Source organism: Klebsiella sp. AqSCr (assembly GCF_008452795.1).
Classification (GTDB): Bacteria; Pseudomonadota; Gammaproteobacteria; order Enterobacterales; family Enterobacteriaceae; genus Klebsiella; species Klebsiella pneumoniae.
Window position 1 is genome coordinate 3,190,465 of sequence record NZ_MJDM01000005.1, and the last position, 16,843, is coordinate 3,207,307.

A 16,843-nucleotide genomic window follows, 5' to 3' on the forward strand; every position below is an offset into this window, starting at 1 on the left:
GATGATGGCTGGCGTATTGATTACCGGTTTTGAGCCGTTCGGCGGCGAAACGGTTAATCCTTCATGGGAAGTGGTTAAGCAGCTGGATGGCATGATTATTCGCGGACAGCAGGTGGTGGCTAAACAGTTACCCTGCGTATTCGGCGAAGCGCTGACGGTGCTGAAGGCGGCGCTGGAAACCTATCAACCGCGGCTGACGATTGCCGTCGGACAGGCCGGCGGCCGTGTCGATATTACCGTCGAACGTGTAGCGATCAATGTCGATGATGCGCGGATCCCCGACAATAAAGGCCAGCAACCGATCGACGAGCCGATCGTCGCTAATGGCCCTGCGGCCTGCTTCAGTACGCTACCGATCAAAGCGATCGTCAGCGCGCTGCGCCAGCAGGGGATCCCGGCCTCGGTGTCGCAAACCGCGGGCACCTTCGTCTGCAATCACGTGATGTATGGTTTGCTGCATCAGCTGCAGGGAAAAAGCGGGCAGAAGGGCGGTTTTATCCATATTCCTTATCTGCCTGAACAGGCGGCGGCCCACCCGGGGCAGGCGAGTATGTCGGTCGCGACGGTACGCGCGGCGCTGGAAACGGCGATTGCCGTCGCCCTTGAACAGGATGACGATGTCAAAATTGGCGGCGGCGCCACCCATTAACAGAAGGATGACAGTATGCCGGAAGGTCCGGAGATCCGCCGTGCGGCGGATAAACTGGAGGCGGCAATCAAAGGCGAACCCTTAACCAACGTCTGGTTCGCCTTTCCTCAGTTGCAACCCTATCAAACTCAGCTAACTGGTCAGCGGGTGACCCATATCGCCACCCGCGGCAAGGCCCTGTTAACCCACTTCTCCGGCGGATTGACCCTATATAGCCATAACCAGCTGTACGGCGTCTGGCGTGTGGTGGACGCCGGCGTTGAGCCGCAATCGAACCGCGTACTGCGCGTCAGGCTGCAGACCGCCAGCAAGGCGATTTTGCTCTACAGCGCGTCGGACATTGATATCCTCACGGCGGAGCAGGTTGCCAACCATCCGTTCTTGCTGCGCGTCGGACCGGACGTGCTGGACATGACGTTAACCGCGGAGCAGGTGAAAGCGCGGCTGCTGTCGGCCAAATTCCGCAATCGTCAGTTTTCCGGCCTGCTGCTGGATCAGGCTTTTCTTGCCGGGCTCGGAAACTATCTGCGGGTGGAAATTCTCTGGCAGGTGGGATTAAGCGGTAAGCGTAAAGCCGCTGAACTGAGCGACAGTCAGCTGGATGCGCTGGCGCACGCGCTGCTCGATATCCCGCGGCTGTCCTATCGTACTCGCGGTCTGGTGGATGACAACAAGCATCATGGCGCGCTGTTTCGCTTTAAGGTCTTCCATCGCGATAGGGAAAGGTGCGAACGCTGTGGGGGAATCATTGAGAAGACGACGCTCTCCTCGCGGCCATTTTACTGGTGTCCAGGATGCCAGCATTAAGCCGGCTGGCGGGCGATTTCAGCATGAAGCGCGTTATCAGGCATAAAAAAACGCGCCAGCAGGCGCGTTTTTATGATCCGGACAGTGCGATTAACGCTTAATGTCGGACTGGAAATCGCGTTTGGCGTAGCCGGTATACAGCTGACGCGGACGGGCGATCTTCATGCCATCGCTGTGCATTTCGTTCCAGTGCGCAATCCAGCCCACGGTACGCGCCATGGCGAAGATAACGGTAAACATGGAGGACGGAATACCCATCGCTTTCAGGATGATACCGGAGTAGAAGTCGACGTTCGGATACAGTTTCTTCTCGATGAAGTACGGGTCGTTCAGCGCGATATGCTCCAGCTCCATGGCCACCTGCAGCAGGTCGTCTTTGGTGCCCAGCTCTTTCAGCACTTCATGGCAGGTTTCACGCATCACGGTGGCGCGCGGATCGTAGTTTTTGTAAACACGATGGCCGAAGCCCATCAGGCGGAAAGAGTCATTCTTGTCTTTCGCACGACGAACAAATTCCGGAATGTGCTCAACGGAGCTGATCTCTTCCAGCATTTTCAGCGCCGCTTCGTTGGCGCCACCGTGTGCCGGTCCCCACAGGGAGGCGATGCCCGCAGCGATACAGGCGAACGGGTTAGCGCCGGAGGAGCCCGCGGTACGTACCGTGGAGGTCGACGCGTTCTGCTCGTGATCGGCGTGCAGGATCAGAATACGATCCATCGCGCGCTCCAGCACCGGATTGACTTCATACTCTTCGCACGGTGTCGCAAACATCATGCGCAGGAAGTTGCCGGCGTAGGAGAGGTCGTTGCGCGGATAAACAAACGGCTGGCCGATAGAATACTTGTAACACATGGCTGCCATGGTTGGCATTTTGGACAGCAGACGGTAGGCGGCAATCTCGCGGTGACGCGGGTTATTCACGTCGAGGGAATCATGATAGAACGCCGCCAGCGCGCCGGTGATCCCGCACATCACCGCCATCGGGTGGGAATCGCGACGGAACGCGTGGAACAGACGGGTGATCTGCTCATGAATCATGGTGTGGCGGGTGACGGTAGTTTTGAATTCGTCATATTCGGCCTGGGTCGGCTTTTCGCCGTACAGCAGGATATAACAGACTTCAAGATAATTAGATTCGGTCGCTAACTGGTCGATCGGGAAGCCGCGGTGCAGCAGGATCCCCTCGTCACCATCGATAAACGTAATTTTAGATTCACAAGAAGCCGTTGATGTGAAACCTGGGTCAAAGGTAAATACGCCTTTTGAACCAAGACTACGAATATCAATAACATCCTGACCGAGCGTGCCTTTTAGCACATCCAGTTCAATAGCAGTGTCACCACCCAGGGTGATTTTTGCTTTAGCATCAGACATTTATGGTCTCCTTAGCGCCTTTATTGCTTAAGACTGCCGGGTGGTGGATTTGCTTTCGGCCCGCGCCTGCATACGTTACCAGTTTGTTATGTTGCACACAGCTCTGCGTCAGCGAAAAGGGCAGGGTACAGAGCAACGGCGCTTGATGGCACGTCCTTCAGGGCTGCGGTGAAACAACAGCAAATCAGCGTTTTAGCAGTCCGAATATTAAAACCTATATACCACTAATAACTGTCCTGATTACATCGGTCAATACTGACACACTGTTACATAACTTATTCTCAGGTGAAAGAGTGACCCCATAACTTTTGAGCATTATTGCATTTAACTGGTAATGGTTGTAACAAGAATGTTTAATATTTGTCAAATCAGGTGATTAAAAATTAAAAAAATGTTGGTATCGTGACCTTGATCACTGTTCCGGAGAAAACCCAACAAACTATATGTAGGTTAATTGTAATGATTTTGTGAACGGCCTATACTGCGGCCAGGTCTCCGGAACACCCTGCAATCCCGAGCCACCCAGCGTTGTTTAGTGATGTTTTAATGCCTGAAAAGACGTTTTAACATGACTTCTGGTTATAGAAAGGACGCTGTCTGACCCGCAAGCAGACCGGAGGAAGGAAACAATAAGAACAGCATGTGGGCGTTATTCATGGTAAGAAATGTGAAAAAACAAAGACCTGTCAATCTGGATCTACAAACGATACGGTTCCCAATCACGGCGATAGCGTCCATTCTCCATCGCGTTTCCGGTGTCATCACCTTCGTGGCGGTCGGAATTCTGCTTTGGCTGCTGGGCACCAGCCTTTCCTCCCCAGAAGGTTTTCTGACGGCGGCCTCCATCATGGATAGCTTCTTTGTGAAGTTCATCATGTGGGGCATTCTCACCGCGCTGGCCTATCACGTCGTTGTCGGTATTCGCCATCTGATGATGGACTTTGGCTACCTTGACGAAACCCTCGAAGCAGGGAAACGTTCCGCCAAAATTTCTTTTGTTATTACTGTCGTGCTTTCACTTCTCGCAGGAGTCCTCGTATGGTAAGCAACGCCTCAGCACTGGGACGCAACGGCGTACATGACTTTATCCTGGTCCGTGCTACCGCCATCGTTCTGACCCTCTACATCATCTACATGGTTGGCTTCTTCGCCACCACCGGTGAAATCTCATGGGAAGTGTGGACCGGGTTCTTTGCCTCCGGCTTCACTAAAGTCTTCACTCTGCTGGCTCTCGTTTCCATTCTCATCCATGCCTGGATCGGGATGTGGCAGGTGTTAACAGACTACGTTAAACCACTGGCTCTGCGCCTGGTTCTGCAGCTGGCTATCGTTGTGGCGCTGGTGGCTTACGTTCTTTATGGATTTGTTGTGGTGTGGGGTGTGTAATGAAATTGCCAGTCAGAGAGTTTGATGCTGTTGTCATCGGTGCCGGCGGCGCAGGTATGCGCGCGGCGCTGCAAATTTCCCAGAGCGGACAGACCTGTGCACTGCTCTCCAAAGTGTTCCCTACCCGTTCCCATACCGTATCCGCGCAGGGTGGCATCACCGTCGCGCTCGGTAACTCCCATGAAGATAACTGGGAATGGCATATGTACGACACCGTAAAAGGGTCGGACTATATCGGCGACCAGGACGCCATCGAATACATGTGTAAGACCGGCCCGGAAGCGATTCTTGAGCTGGAGCACATGGGACTGCCGTTCTCTCGTCTTGACGATGGCCGTATTTATCAGCGCCCGTTTGGCGGCCAGTCGAAGAACTTCGGCGGCGAACAGGCGGCGCGTACCGCGGCGGCGGCTGACCGTACCGGTCACGCCCTGCTGCACACTCTGTATCAGCAGAACCTGAAAAACCACACCACTATCTTCTCCGAATGGTACGCCCTCGATCTGGTGAAAAACCAGGACGGCGCGGTAGTCGGTTGTACCGCCCTGTGCATCGAGACCGGCGAAGTGGTCTACTTTAAAGCCCGCGCCACCGTGCTGGCGACCGGCGGCGCAGGCCGTATCTATCAGTCCACCACCAACGCCCACATCAATACGGGTGACGGCGTCGGGATGGCCATCCGCGCCGGCGTGCCGGTGCAGGATATGGAAATGTGGCAGTTCCACCCGACCGGTATCGCCGGGGCTGGGGTTCTGGTTACCGAAGGTTGCCGCGGCGAAGGCGGTTACCTGCTGAACAAACACGGCGAACGCTTTATGGAGCGTTATGCCCCGAACGCTAAAGACTTGGCGGGCCGTGACGTGGTGGCGCGTTCCATCATGATCGAAATCCGCGAAGGCCGCGGCTGCGACGGTCCGTGGGGCCCGCACGCGAAACTGAAACTGGATCACCTCGGTAAAGAGGTTCTGGAATCTCGTCTGCCGGGTATCCTTGAACTTTCCCGTACCTTTGCCCACGTCGATCCGGTGAAAGAGCCGATCCCGGTTATCCCAACCTGTCACTACATGATGGGCGGTATCCCGACCAAAGTCACCGGCCAGGCGTTGACCGTGAATGAGAAGGGCGAAGACGTGGTGATCCCGGGCCTGTTCGCGGTAGGCGAAATCGCCTGCGTATCGGTCCACGGCGCCAACCGTCTGGGCGGCAACTCGCTGCTCGACCTGGTGGTCTTCGGCCGCGCGGCGGGCCTGCATCTGCAGGAATCCATTGCCGAGCAGGGCACGCTGCGCGACGCTAGCGAATCCGATATCGAAGGCTCGCTGGATCGCCTCAACCGCTGGAACAACACCCGCTCTGGTGAAGATCCGGTGGCGATTCGCAAAGCGCTGCAGGAATGTATGCAGCATAACTTCTCGGTGTTCCGCGAAGGCGATGCGATGCACAAAGGTCTGGAGCAACTGAAAGTGATCCGCGAGCGCCTGAAAAACGCCCGTCTCGACGATACCTCCAGCGAGTTCAACACCCAGCGCGTTGAGTGCCTGGAGCTGGATAACCTGATGGAAACCGCCTACGCGACCGCCGTATCCGCTAACTTCCGTACCGAGAGCCGTGGCGCCCACAGCCGCTTCGACTTCCCGGATCGTGATGATGAAAACTGGCTGTGCCATTCCCTGTACCTGCCAGAGTCGGAATCCATGACGCGTCGTAGCGTCAATATGGAACCGAAACTGCGTCCGGCATTCCCGCCGAAGATTCGTACTTACTAATGCGGAGACAGGAAAATGAAACTCGAGTTTTCAATTTATCGCTATAACCCGGATGTTGACGACGCTCCGCACATGCAGGATTACACCCTTGAAGCGGAAGAAGGTCGCGACATGATGCTGCTGGATGCGCTGATCCAGCTGAAAGAAAAAGATCCGTCGCTGTCGTTCCGCCGCTCCTGCCGTGAAGGGGTCTGCGGGTCCGATGGTCTGAACATGAACGGGAAAAACGGTTTGGCGTGCATCACGCCAATCTCCGCGCTGAATCAGCCGGGCAAGAAGATTGTTATCCGTCCGCTGCCAGGATTACCGGTTATCCGTGATTTGGTGGTGGACATGGGGCAATTCTATGCACAATATGAGAAGATTAAGCCTTACTTGTTGAATAATGGGCAAAATCCTCCGGCTCGCGAGCATCTGCAGATGCCTGAGCAGCGTGAGAAACTCGACGGGCTGTACGAGTGTATTCTGTGCGCCTGCTGTTCGACCTCGTGCCCGTCGTTCTGGTGGAACCCGGACAAGTTCATCGGCCCGGCTGGCCTGCTGGCCGCGTATCGCTTCCTGATCGACAGTCGCGATACCGAAACCAGCGAGCGCCTGGACGGCCTGAGCGATGCTTTCAGCGTATTCCGCTGTCACAGCATTATGAACTGCGTCAGTGTGTGTCCGAAGGGGCTGAACCCGACGCGCGCCATCGGCCATATTAAGTCGATGCTGCTGCAGCGCAGCGCGTAAGCAACACGGTCTGTCCCGGATGGCGCTAGCGCTTATCCGGGCTACCAAAGCAGTAGCCCCGGCAAGCGTTAGCGCCGCCGGGGGATATAGCAGGAAATCTTTAAAAACCGCCACAAGATGTACCAGTAATCGAGGCGTTCAGTGCGAGGTAAGGCGGCAACTGAGCGCATCCCCGGGATCATAGTGAACTATGTGACCGGGGTAAGCGAAGGCAGCCAACGCAACCGCAGCCTGAACGCTGAAGATTAATGGCAGTTTTTAAAGGTTCCTTAGCGGATAGAAACCACAACTCGTCCGCAACAAGTGAACCCCGGCACGTGCACTCGGTGTGCGTGGTAGTTTCTACGGCGAAATAAGCATATGAATGCTTAAGGGATCACGATGCAGAACGGCGCAATGAAAGCCTGGCTGGACTCTTCTTACCTCTCTGGTTCGAACCAGAGCTGGATAGAACAGCTCTATGAAGACTTCTTAACCGATCCTGACTCTGTTGACGCCAACTGGCGTTCAATGTTCCAGCAGTTACCTGGCACCGGAGTTAAACCGGATCAATTTCATTCCAAAACGCGTGATTATTTCCGTCGACTGGCGAAGGATGCCTCACGTTACACTTCTTCGATTTCCGACCCAGACACCAATGTGAAGCAGGTTAAAGTCCTGCAGCTCATCAACGCATACCGTTTCCGTGGCCACCAGCATGCGAATCTCGATCCGCTGGGGCTGTGGAAGCAAGAGAGAGTGGCGGATCTCGATCCGGCCTACCACGATCTGACCGAGGCCGATTTCCAGGAAAGCTATAACGTAGGTTCATTTGCCATCGGTAAAGACACGATGAAGCTGGGCGAGCTGATTGCCGCCCTCAAGCAAACCTACTGCGGCTCCATCGGCGCGGAATACATGCATATCACCTCTACCGAAGAAAAACGCTGGATCCAGCAGCGCATTGAATCGGTAGCTGGCAAAGCGAGCTTTACCCCGGAAGAGAAAAAACGCTTCCTCAGCGAACTGACCGCCGCGGAAGGTCTGGAGCGCTACCTCGGCGCCAAATTCCCGGGGGCGAAGCGCTTCTCGCTGGAGGGTGGCGACGCCCTGATCCCGATGCTCAAAGAGATGATCCGCCATGCAGGCAAAAGCGGCACCCGCGAAGTGGTGCTGGGCATGGCGCACCGCGGCCGTCTGAACGTGCTGGTCAACGTGCTGGGTAAAAAACCGCAGGACCTGTTCGACGAGTTCGCGGGCAAACATAAAGAACACCTCGGCACCGGCGACGTGAAGTACCACATGGGCTTCTCTTCCGATATGGAAACCGAAGGCGGTCTGGTGCACCTGGCGCTGGCGTTTAACCCGTCGCACCTCGAGATCGTCAGCCCGGTGGTTATCGGTTCCGTACGCGCCCGTCTGGATCGTCTGGACGAGCCAAGCAGCAACAAAGTTCTGCCTATTACCATCCACGGCGACGCCGCCGTCACCGGCCAGGGCGTGGTTCAGGAAACTCTGAACATGTCCAAAGCCCGCGGTTACGAAGTGGGCGGTACCGTGCGCATCGTTATCAACAACCAGGTGGGCTTCACGACCTCTAACCCGCTGGATGCGCGCTCAACGCCGTACTGCACCGACATCGGTAAAATGGTGCAGGCGCCGATTTTCCACGTCAATGCGGACGATCCGGAAGCGGTCGCCTTCGTCACCCGTCTGGCGCTTGATTTCCGCAATACCTTTAAACGCGATGTCTTCATTGACCTGGTGTGCTACCGCCGTCACGGCCACAACGAAGCCGATGAGCCGAGCGCAACCCAGCCGCTGATGTATCAGAAGATCAAAAAGCATCCGACTCCGCGCAAAATCTATGCTGACAAGCTGGAGCAGGAGAAGGTGGCGACTCTGGAAGATGCGACCGAGCAGGTTAACCTCTACCGCGATGCGCTGGATGCCGGCGAATGCGTGGTGCAGGAATGGCGTCCGATGAATATGCATTCCTTTACCTGGTCGCCGTACCTCAACCACGAGTGGGACGAGAGCTATCCGGATAAAGTTGAGCCGAAACGTCTGCAGGAGTTGGCCAAACGCATCAGCACGGTACCGGAAGGTATCGAAATGCAGTCCCGCGTGGCGAAAATTTATGCCGACCGCCAGGCGATGGCGGCAGGCGAGAAGCTGTTTGACTGGGGCGGTGCCGAAAACCTGGCCTACGCCACGCTGGTTGACGAAGGTATTCCGGTTCGTCTGTCCGGCGAAGACTCCGGCCGCGGCACCTTCTTCCACCGTCATGCGGTGATCCATAACCAGACCAATGGTTCAACCTACACGCCGCTGCAGCATGTCCATAACGGCCAGGGCCAGTTCCGCGTTTGGGACTCGGTACTGTCTGAAGAAGCGGTGCTGGCGTTCGAATATGGTTACGCCACCGCCGAGCCGCGCACTCTGACTATCTGGGAAGCGCAGTTTGGCGACTTCGCCAACGGTGCGCAGGTGGTGATCGACCAGTTCATCTCCTCCGGTGAGCAGAAGTGGGGAAGGATGTGCGGCCTGGTGATGCTCCTGCCGCACGGTTACGAAGGCCAGGGCCCGGAGCACTCCTCCGCGCGTCTGGAGCGTTATCTGCAGCTGTGCGCTGAACAAAACATGCAGGTCTGCGTGCCGTCCACGCCGGCACAGGTTTATCACATGCTGCGTCGCCAGGCGCTGCGCGGTATGCGTCGTCCGCTGGTGGTGATGTCGCCGAAGTCGCTGCTGCGTCATCCGCTGGCGGTTTCCAGCATGGATGAGCTGGCGAACGGCACTTTCCTGCCGGCTATTGGTGAAATCGATCAACTTGATCCGCAGGCTGTGAAGCGCGTTGTGCTGTGCTCTGGTAAGGTTTACTACGACCTGCTGGAACAGCGCCGCAAAAACGAGCAAAAAGATGTCGCTATCGTTCGTATCGAGCAGCTCTATCCGTTCCCGCATCAGGCGGTGCAGGAAGCGCTGAAAGCGTATGCGCACGTGCATGATTTTGTCTGGTGCCAGGAAGAGCCGCTCAACCAGGGCGCATGGTACTGCAGCCAGCATCACTTCCGTGAAGTGATTCCGTTTGGGGCCTCTCTGCGTTATGCAGGCCGCCCGGCCTCCGCCTCTCCGGCGGTAGGGTATATGTCCGTTCACCAGAAACAGCAACAAGATCTGGTCAATGACGCGCTGAACGTCGATTAATTAAAGGATACACAATGAGTAGCGTAGATATTCTGGTTCCCGACCTGCCTGAGTCCGTAGCTGACGCAACCGTCGCCACCTGGCACAAAAAACCGGGCGACGCGGTCGTCCGTGACGAAGTTCTGGTCGAAATCGAAACTGACAAAGTGGTACTGGAAGTACCGGCATCAGCGGACGGCATTCTGGATGCAGTGCTGGAAGACGAGGGCGCCACCGTCCTGTCTCGCCAGATCCTTGGCCGCCTGCGCGAAGGCAACAGCGCAGGTAAAGAAAGCAGCGAGAAAGCCGATGCGAAAGCGTCCACTCCGGCGCAGCGTCAGCAGGCCTCTCTGGAAGAGCAGAACAACGACGCGCTGAGCCCGGCGATCCGTCGTCTGCTGGCTGAACACAACCTTGACCCAGCGGCCATCAAAGGCACTGGCGTCGGCGGCCGTCTGACCCGCGAAGACGTTGAGAAACATCTGGCGAAAGCCCCGGCGCCGGCAGAAGCCAAAGCGCCAGCCGCCGCCCCGGCAGCCGCGCCGGCGCCGCAGCTGGGCCACCGTTCGGAAAAACGCGTTCCGATGACCCGTCTGCGTAAACGCGTAGCCGAACGTCTGCTGGAAGCGAAAAACTCTACCGCCATGCTGACGACCTTTAACGAAGTCAACATGAAGCCCATCATGGATCTGCGTAAGCAGTACGGTGAGGCGTTCGAAAAACGTCATGGCATCCGCCTGGGCTTTATGTCCTTCTACGTCAAAGCGGTAGTGGAAGCGCTGAAACGCTATCCGGAAGTGAACGCTTCCATCGATGGCGACGACGTGGTGTACCACAACTACTTCGACGTCAGCATGGCCGTATCCACTCCGCGCGGTCTGGTCACCCCGGTGCTGCGTGACGTCGACCTGCTGGGCATGGCGGATATCGAAAAGAATATCAAAGAGCTGGCAGTGAAAGGCCGCGACGGCAAGCTGACCGTAGACGACCTGACCGGCGGTAACTTCACTATTACCAACGGCGGCGTCTTCGGCTCCCTGATGTCCACGCCGATCATCAACCCACCGCAGAGCGCTATTCTGGGTATGCATGCCATTAAAGACCGTCCGATGGCGGTCAATGGCAAGGTAGAGATCCTGCCGATGATGTACCTGGCGCTCTCCTATGACCACCGTCTGATCGACGGACGTGAATCGGTAGGCTTCCTGGTGGCGATTAAAGAGCTGCTGGAAGATCCGACCCGTCTGCTGCTGGACGTGTAGTCAGCAAGCGTATTACCTACCGTAGGCCGGATAACACGCGTTAGCGCCGTTATCAGGCCTACAGGTTTAAAGATAATTACACCCTGAAGGATGGACTGAACACATGAACTTACATGAATATCAGGCAAAACAACTTTTTGCCCGCTATGGCTTACCGGCGCCGGTGGGTTATGCCTGTACTACTCCGCGTGAAGCAGAAGAAGCCGCTTCAAAAATCGGCGCGGGTCCGTGGGTAGTGAAATGTCAGGTTCACGCTGGTGGCCGCGGCAAAGCGGGCGGTGTGAAAGTAGTTAAGAGCAAAGAAGAGATCCGCGCATTTGCCGAGCACTGGCTGGGCAAACGTCTGGTGACCTATCAAACAGATGCGAACGGCCAGCCGGTTAACCAGATCCTGGTTGAAGCGGCGACCGATATTGACAAAGAGCTGTACCTGGGCGCGGTTGTTGACCGCAGCTCCCGTCGCGTGGTGTTCATGGCGTCTACCGAAGGCGGCGTGGAAATCGAGAAAGTGGCGGAAGAGACCCCGCACCTGATCCACAAGATCGCCATCGATCCGCTGGCGGGCCCGATGCCTTACCAGGGTCGTGAACTGGCGTTCAAACTGGGTCTGGAAGGTAAACAGGTTCAGCAGTTCACCAAGATTTTCATGGGTCTGGCGACCATTTTCCTTGAGCGCGACCTGGCGCTGATCGAGATCAACCCGCTGGTGATCACCAAGCAGGGCGACCTGATCTGCCTCGACGGCAAACTGGGCGCTGACGGCAACGCGCTGTTCCGCCAGCCGGATCTGCGCGAAATGCGCGATCAGTCTCAGGAAGACCCACGTGAAGCGCAGGCGGCGCAGTGGGAACTGAACTACGTCGCGCTGGACGGCAACATCGGCTGCATGGTTAACGGCGCAGGCCTGGCGATGGGTACCATGGACATCGTTAAGCTGCACGGCGGCGAACCGGCTAACTTCCTCGACGTAGGCGGCGGCGCGACCAAAGAGCGCGTGACCGAAGCGTTCAAAATCATCCTCTCTGACGACAACGTTAAAGCGGTGCTGGTTAATATCTTCGGCGGCATCGTGCGTTGCGACCTGATCGCTGACGGCATCATCGGCGCGGTAGCGGAAGTAGGGGTTAACGTTCCGGTTGTGGTTCGTCTGGAAGGTAACAACGCCGAACTGGGCGCGAAAAAACTGGCTGACAGCGGCCTGAATATTATTGCAGCGAAAAGTCTGACGGACGCAGCACAGCAGGTTGTTGCCGCAGTGGAGGGGAAATAATGTCAGTTTTAATTAATAAAGATACCAAGGTTATCTGCCAGGGCTTCACCGGTAGCCAGGGGACCTTCCACTCTGAACAAGCGATCGCTTACGGTACGCAAATGGTTGGCGGCGTGACGCCAGGCAAAGGCGGCACCACTCATCTGGGCCTGCCGGTGTTCAACACCGTGCGCGAAGCCGTTGAAGCGACCGGCGCGACCGCGACCGTGATCTACGTTCCGGCGCCGTTCTGCAAAGATTCCATCCTGGAAGCGATCGACGCGGGCATTAAGCTTATCATCACCATCACCGAAGGTATCCCAACGCTGGATATGCTGACCGTGAAGGTGAAGCTGGACGAAGCGGGCGTGCGTATGATCGGCCCGAACTGCCCGGGCGTTATCACTCCGGGCGAGTGCAAAATCGGCATCATGCCGGGTCACATTCACAAGCCGGGTAAAGTGGGCATCGTTTCCCGTTCCGGCACCCTGACCTATGAAGCGGTTAAGCAGACCACCGACTACGGCTTCGGCCAGTCTACCTGCGTCGGTATCGGCGGCGACCCGATCCCGGGCTCCAACTTCATCGATATCCTGAAGATGTTCGAGGAAGATCCGCAGACCGAAGCGATCGTCATGATCGGTGAGATCGGCGGCAGCGCGGAAGAAGAAGCGGCTGCTTATATTAAAGATCATGTCACTAAGCCGGTTGTTGGCTACATCGCGGGTGTTACCGCGCCGAAAGGCAAGCGTATGGGCCACGCGGGCGCTATCATCGCCGGCGGTAAAGGTACAGCGGATGAGAAATTCGCAGCGCTGGAAGCGGCGGATGTGAAAACTGTTCGCAGCCTGGCCGACATCGGCGAAGCGCTGAAAGCTATTATCAAGTAAACCCTCTCTGCTTGTCCGCAAGCAGAAATCTGTCCGATTTCGACATGGTTGGCCACCGTCAGGTGGCCTTTTTTGTGACCGTTATCCCGTCTCGTCAGAACCGCAGTGCCAACAACGAATTGATTTTCTGCGAAAAGCCTTATCTATCATATTGATTTAATTTATTATTTAATAAGTATTTTCGATGCGCTGTAGTGGCTAAAAAAAATATACCCCGGCTGTACCGTAGGGAAACAAAAGCGGCATCGAAAAAGCGTGGGGCAGGGGATAAGGAAGCAGATAAAATACTGTGAGCGGTCTAACATTATTCGGATCGGTTCCTTTTTTTGTTTTTTTTCCACGACGTTAAATAATATTACCTATGATTCTCATATCTCTCTTTTTAGTAACTGGAAAAGCCATAGTTTAAACACTTAATTAACATTAAGTTCACCAATATTCTTTATTGGGCTACATAATTAACACATAGAGTAAAAATTGATTTATATCAATACTTAATCCTTGGAAAAATCCCTCAAAAAACGTTAAATTGTCTCAAGTCAAATTGGCTGAATTCAGCCATCTTCACTATATATTGATCACCGTCGAAAAATGTAAAACTGGAACAATAAAAACATATTTATTGTAAGGTTATTGCGGCGTAATATATTGGGGAATCAATTGGGTTTTTCGTTAACGTATTTGTAACCTTACCCTGGCATGGTTTTACCTTCGATTGAAACCTGCTGTGGACGGGCGACAAATAAATTTGTATTGGGGCATGCGTATGAGCCAGAGCTTCTCGGTTCATTTTCGGAGTCTTCATGCGATGAGCAAGGAGTCATGATGTTAGATATAGTCGAACTGTCGCGCTTACAGTTTGCCTTGACCGCGATGTACCACTTCCTGTTTGTGCCGCTAACGCTCGGTATGGCGTTCCTGCTGGCCATCATGGAAACGGTCTACGTCCTTTCCGGCAAACAGATTTATAAAGATATGACCAAATTCTGGGGCAAGTTGTTTGGTATTAACTTCGCGCTGGGTGTGGCGACCGGTCTGACCATGGAGTTCCAGTTCGGGACTAACTGGTCGTATTACTCACACTACGTGGGCGATATCTTTGGTGCGCCGCTGGCCATTGAAGGTCTGATGGCCTTCTTCCTCGAATCCACCTTTGTAGGTCTGTTCTTCTTCGGTTGGGATCGTCTGGGCAAAGTTCAGCACATGGCCGTCACCTGGCTGGTTGCGCTGGGTTCCAACCTCTCCGCGCTGTGGATCCTTGTCGCCAACGGCTGGATGCAGAACCCTATCGCATCGGACTTCAACTTCGAAACCATGCGTATGGAGATGGTCAGCTTCTCTGAACTGGTGCTCAACCCGGTCGCCCAGGTGAAATTCGTTCACACTGTGGCGTCGGGCTATGTCACCGGCGCGATGTTCATCCTGGCGATTAGCTCCTGGTACATGCTGAAAGGTCGCGACTTCGCCTTTGCCAAGCGCTCCTTTGCCATCGCAGCCAGCTTCGGTATGGCGGCGATCCTCTCCGTTATTGTGCTGGGTGACGAATCCGGTTACGAAATGGGTGACGTGCAGAAAACCAAACTGGCGGCTATCGAAGCAGAGTGGGAAACCCAGCCTGCGCCGGCGGCCTTCACCCTGTTTGGTATTCCCGATCAGAATGCGCAGACCAACCACTTTGCGATCCAGATCCCCTACGCGCTGGGCATCATTGCTACCCGCTCGGTGGACAAGCCGGTTATCGGCCTCAAGGATCTGATGGTTCAGCACGAAGAGCGTATCCGTAACGGCATGAAAGCCTACGCGCTGCTGGAACAGCTGCGCGCCGGTTCAACCGATCAGGCCGTGCGTGACCAGTTCAATAACGTGAAGAAGGACCTCGGTTATGGCCTGCTGTTGAAGCGCTATACCCCGAACGTCGCTGACGCCACGGAAGAGCAGATCGCCAAAGCGACCAAAGATTCCATTCCAAGCGTCGCACCGCTGTACTTCGCCTTCCGTATCATGGTGGCGTGCGGCATCCTGATGCTGCTGATTATAGGCGCCTCCTTCTGGAGCGTGATCCGTAACCGCATCGGCGAGAAAAAATGGCTGCTGCGCGCCGCATTCTACGGCCTGCCGCTGCCGTGGATTGCCGTGGAGTCGGGCTGGTTTGTTGCCGAATACGGCCGTCAGCCGTGGGCGATTGGTGAGGTCCTGCCGACGGCGGTGGCTAACTCATCATTGACCGCGGGCGATCTGATCTTCTCAATGTTGCTGATCTGCGGTCTGTACACGCTGTTCCTGGTGGCTGAACTGTTCCTGATGTTCAAGTTTGCCCGCAAAGGACCTAGCAGCCTGAAAACCGGCCGCTATCACTTTGAACAGTCCTCTGCGGCTATTCAGTCGGCACGCTAAGACAGGAGTCGTCAAATGATCGATTATGAAGTATTGCGTTTTATCTGGTGGCTGCTGATTGGCATTCTGCTGATTGGTTTTGCCGTCGCCGACGGGTTCGACATGGGGGTGGGCATGCTCACCCGCTTCCTCGGCCGCAACGACACCGAGCGTCGGATTATGATCAACGCCATCGCCCCGCACTGGGACGGTAACCAGGTGTGGCTTATCACCGCCGGCGGCGCGCTGTTCGCTGCCTGGCCGATGGTTTACGCCGCGGCGTTCTCTGGCTTCTATGTGGCGATGATTCTGGTGCTGGCCTCGCTGTTCTTCCGTCCGGTCGGTTTTGACTACCGTTCCAAGATCGAGGACACCCGCTGGCGCAACATGTGGGACTGGGGCATCTTCATCGGTAGCTTCGTGCCGCCGCTGGTGATTGGCGTGGCCTTTGGCAACCTGCTGCAGGGCGTGCCGTTCCACGTCGATGAATACCTGCGTCTGTTCTATACCGGTAACTTCTTCCAGTTGCTGAACCCGTTTGGTCTGCTGGCCGGTATCGTCAGCGTGGCGATGATCCTGACTCAGGGCGCCACCTACCTGCAGATGCGTACCGTAGGCGAACTGCACCTGCGTACTCGCACCGTTTCCATGGTGGCGGCGCTGGTGACGCTGGTCTGCTTCGCGCTGGCGGGCGTGTGGGTCTACTACGGCATCGACGGCTATGTGGTGAAATCGGTGATTGACCATACCGGCCCGTCTAACCCGCTGACCAAGGAAGTGGTGCGGGAAGCTGGCGCGTGGATGGTGAACTTTAACAATATGCCAGCGCTGTGGGCGGTGCCTGCCCTGGGCGTGGTGTTGCCGCTGCTGACCGTCGTTTCGACCAAAGCGGATAAAGGTGCCTGGGCATTCCTGTTCTCCTCGCTGACCCTGGCCTGCATCATTCTGACTGCCGGTATCGCGATGTTCCCGTTCATCATGCCGTCCAGCACCATGCTGAACGCCAGCCTGACGATGTGGGACGCGACCTCCAGTCAGCGGACGCTGAACCTGATGACCTACGTGGCGATTGTTTTCGTGCCGATCATTCTGGCCTACACCAGCTGGTGTTACTGGAAGATGTTTGGCCGCATCACGCGCGAAGACATCGAAAAGAATACCCACTCGCTGTACTAAGGTAAGGAGCT

Annotated in this window: 13 protein-coding genes; 12 read left to right on the forward strand and 1 reads right to left on the reverse strand. The window is 55.9% G+C overall.

The window, feature by feature from the left end; translation table 11 throughout:
- Nucleotides 1–4 precede the first annotated feature (4 nt).
- Nucleotides 5–649 carry a pyroglutamyl-peptidase I gene (gene pcp / locus BHE81_RS19615; RefSeq protein ID WP_004183438.1) on the forward strand — a complete coding sequence of 215 codons (645 nt, stop codon included), beginning with the start codon at nt 5–7 and terminating at the stop codon, nt 647–649.
- Between the two features lie 15 nt (nt 650–664).
- Nucleotides 665–1,456: an endonuclease VIII gene (nei, locus tag BHE81_RS19620; protein WP_004176853.1), complete on the forward strand. Its 792-nt coding sequence runs from the start codon at nt 665–667 to the stop codon at nt 1,454–1,456.
- A gap of 90 nt (nt 1,457–1,546) precedes the next feature.
- On the opposite strand, the gene gltA is transcribed toward nei, so the two are convergent.
- The gene (gltA, locus tag BHE81_RS19625; protein WP_002894943.1) at nt 1,547–2,830 is read right to left on the reverse strand and encodes a citrate synthase; all 1,284 of its coding nucleotides are present in this window, start codon (nt 2,828–2,830) and stop codon (nt 1,547–1,549) included.
- A 640-nt stretch (nt 2,831–3,470) separates the two neighbouring features.
- Between gltA and sdhC the strand changes: the two genes are divergently transcribed.
- From sdhC to cydB, 10 genes are all read left to right on the forward strand, one after another.
- Complete coding sequence (sdhC, locus tag BHE81_RS19630) at nt 3,471–3,875, forward strand: succinate dehydrogenase cytochrome b556 subunit (RefSeq protein WP_004142216.1); 405 nt, start codon at nt 3,471–3,473, stop codon at nt 3,873–3,875.
- Nucleotides 3,869–4,216 (forward strand): succinate dehydrogenase membrane anchor subunit, encoded by a 348-nt coding sequence (sdhD, locus tag BHE81_RS19635; protein WP_002894949.1) that lies wholly within the window; start codon nt 3,869–3,871, stop codon nt 4,214–4,216. The genes sdhC and sdhD overlap by 7 nt, the downstream gene beginning before the upstream one ends.
- Complete coding sequence (sdhA, locus tag BHE81_RS19640; RefSeq protein ID WP_004179067.1) at nt 4,216–5,982, forward strand: succinate dehydrogenase flavoprotein subunit; 1,767 nt, start codon at nt 4,216–4,218, stop codon at nt 5,980–5,982. Before sdhD ends, sdhA begins: the two co-directional genes overlap by 1 nt.
- 15 nt (nt 5,983–5,997) lie before the next feature.
- Nucleotides 5,998–6,714, forward strand: a complete 717-nt coding sequence (gene sdhB, locus BHE81_RS19645; protein WP_002894954.1) for a succinate dehydrogenase iron-sulfur subunit SdhB — start codon at nt 5,998–6,000, stop codon at nt 6,712–6,714.
- Between the two features lie 381 nt (nt 6,715–7,095).
- Nucleotides 7,096–9,903 (forward strand): 2-oxoglutarate dehydrogenase E1 component, encoded by a 2,808-nt coding sequence (sucA, locus tag BHE81_RS19650; RefSeq protein ID WP_012068464.1) that lies wholly within the window; start codon nt 7,096–7,098, stop codon nt 9,901–9,903.
- A gap of 14 nt (nt 9,904–9,917) precedes the next feature.
- Nucleotides 9,918–11,144: a 2-oxoglutarate dehydrogenase complex dihydrolipoyllysine-residue succinyltransferase gene (gene odhB, locus BHE81_RS19655; RefSeq protein WP_004142209.1), complete on the forward strand. Its 1,227-nt coding sequence runs from the start codon at nt 9,918–9,920 to the stop codon at nt 11,142–11,144.
- Nucleotides 11,145–11,247: 103 nt separating this feature from the next.
- Complete coding sequence (sucC, locus tag BHE81_RS19660) at nt 11,248–12,414, forward strand: ADP-forming succinate--CoA ligase subunit beta (RefSeq protein WP_002895039.1); 1,167 nt, start codon at nt 11,248–11,250, stop codon at nt 12,412–12,414.
- The gene (gene sucD / locus BHE81_RS19665; RefSeq protein WP_023302157.1) at nt 12,414–13,283 is read left to right on the forward strand and encodes a succinate--CoA ligase subunit alpha; all 870 of its coding nucleotides are present in this window, start codon (nt 12,414–12,416) and stop codon (nt 13,281–13,283) included. Before sucC ends, sucD begins: the two co-directional genes overlap by 1 nt.
- 825 nt (nt 13,284–14,108) lie before the next feature.
- Entirely contained in the window at nt 14,109–15,677 is a 1,569-nt protein-coding gene (gene cydA, locus BHE81_RS19675; protein ID WP_002895047.1) for a cytochrome ubiquinol oxidase subunit I, read from the forward strand.
- Nucleotides 15,678–15,692: 15 nt separating this feature from the next.
- Nucleotides 15,693–16,832: a cytochrome d ubiquinol oxidase subunit II gene (gene cydB / locus BHE81_RS19680; protein ID WP_002895049.1), complete on the forward strand. Its 1,140-nt coding sequence runs from the start codon at nt 15,693–15,695 to the stop codon at nt 16,830–16,832.
- Nucleotides 16,833–16,843: the final 11 nt, after the last annotated feature.

Excerpts from the sequence above, each read along its gene's own strand:
- pcp (WP_004183438.1), top strand. The coding sequence starts at position 5 with ATGGCTGGCGTATTGATTACCGGTTTTGAGCCGTTCGGCGGCGAAACG.
- nei (WP_004176853.1), top strand. The coding sequence starts at position 665 with ATGCCGGAAGGTCCGGAGATCCGCCGTGCGGCGGATAAACTGGAGGCG.
- gltA (WP_002894943.1), bottom strand. The coding sequence starts at position 2,830 with ATGTCTGATGCTAAAGCAAAAATCACCCTGGGTGGTGACACTGCTATT.
- sdhC (WP_004142216.1), top strand. The coding sequence starts at position 3,471 with ATGTGGGCGTTATTCATGGTAAGAAATGTGAAAAAACAAAGACCTGTC.
- sdhD (WP_002894949.1), top strand. The coding sequence starts at position 3,869 with ATGGTAAGCAACGCCTCAGCACTGGGACGCAACGGCGTACATGACTTT.
- sdhA (WP_004179067.1), top strand. The coding sequence starts at position 4,216 with ATGAAATTGCCAGTCAGAGAGTTTGATGCTGTTGTCATCGGTGCCGGC.
- sdhB (WP_002894954.1), top strand. The coding sequence starts at position 5,998 with ATGAAACTCGAGTTTTCAATTTATCGCTATAACCCGGATGTTGACGAC.
- sucA (WP_012068464.1), top strand. The coding sequence starts at position 7,096 with ATGCAGAACGGCGCAATGAAAGCCTGGCTGGACTCTTCTTACCTCTCT.
- odhB (WP_004142209.1), top strand. The coding sequence starts at position 9,918 with ATGAGTAGCGTAGATATTCTGGTTCCCGACCTGCCTGAGTCCGTAGCT.
- sucC (WP_002895039.1), top strand. The coding sequence starts at position 11,248 with ATGAACTTACATGAATATCAGGCAAAACAACTTTTTGCCCGCTATGGC.
- sucD (WP_023302157.1), top strand. The coding sequence starts at position 12,414 with ATGTCAGTTTTAATTAATAAAGATACCAAGGTTATCTGCCAGGGCTTC.
- cydA (WP_002895047.1), top strand. The coding sequence starts at position 14,109 with ATGTTAGATATAGTCGAACTGTCGCGCTTACAGTTTGCCTTGACCGCG.
- cydB (WP_002895049.1), top strand. The coding sequence starts at position 15,693 with ATGATCGATTATGAAGTATTGCGTTTTATCTGGTGGCTGCTGATTGGC.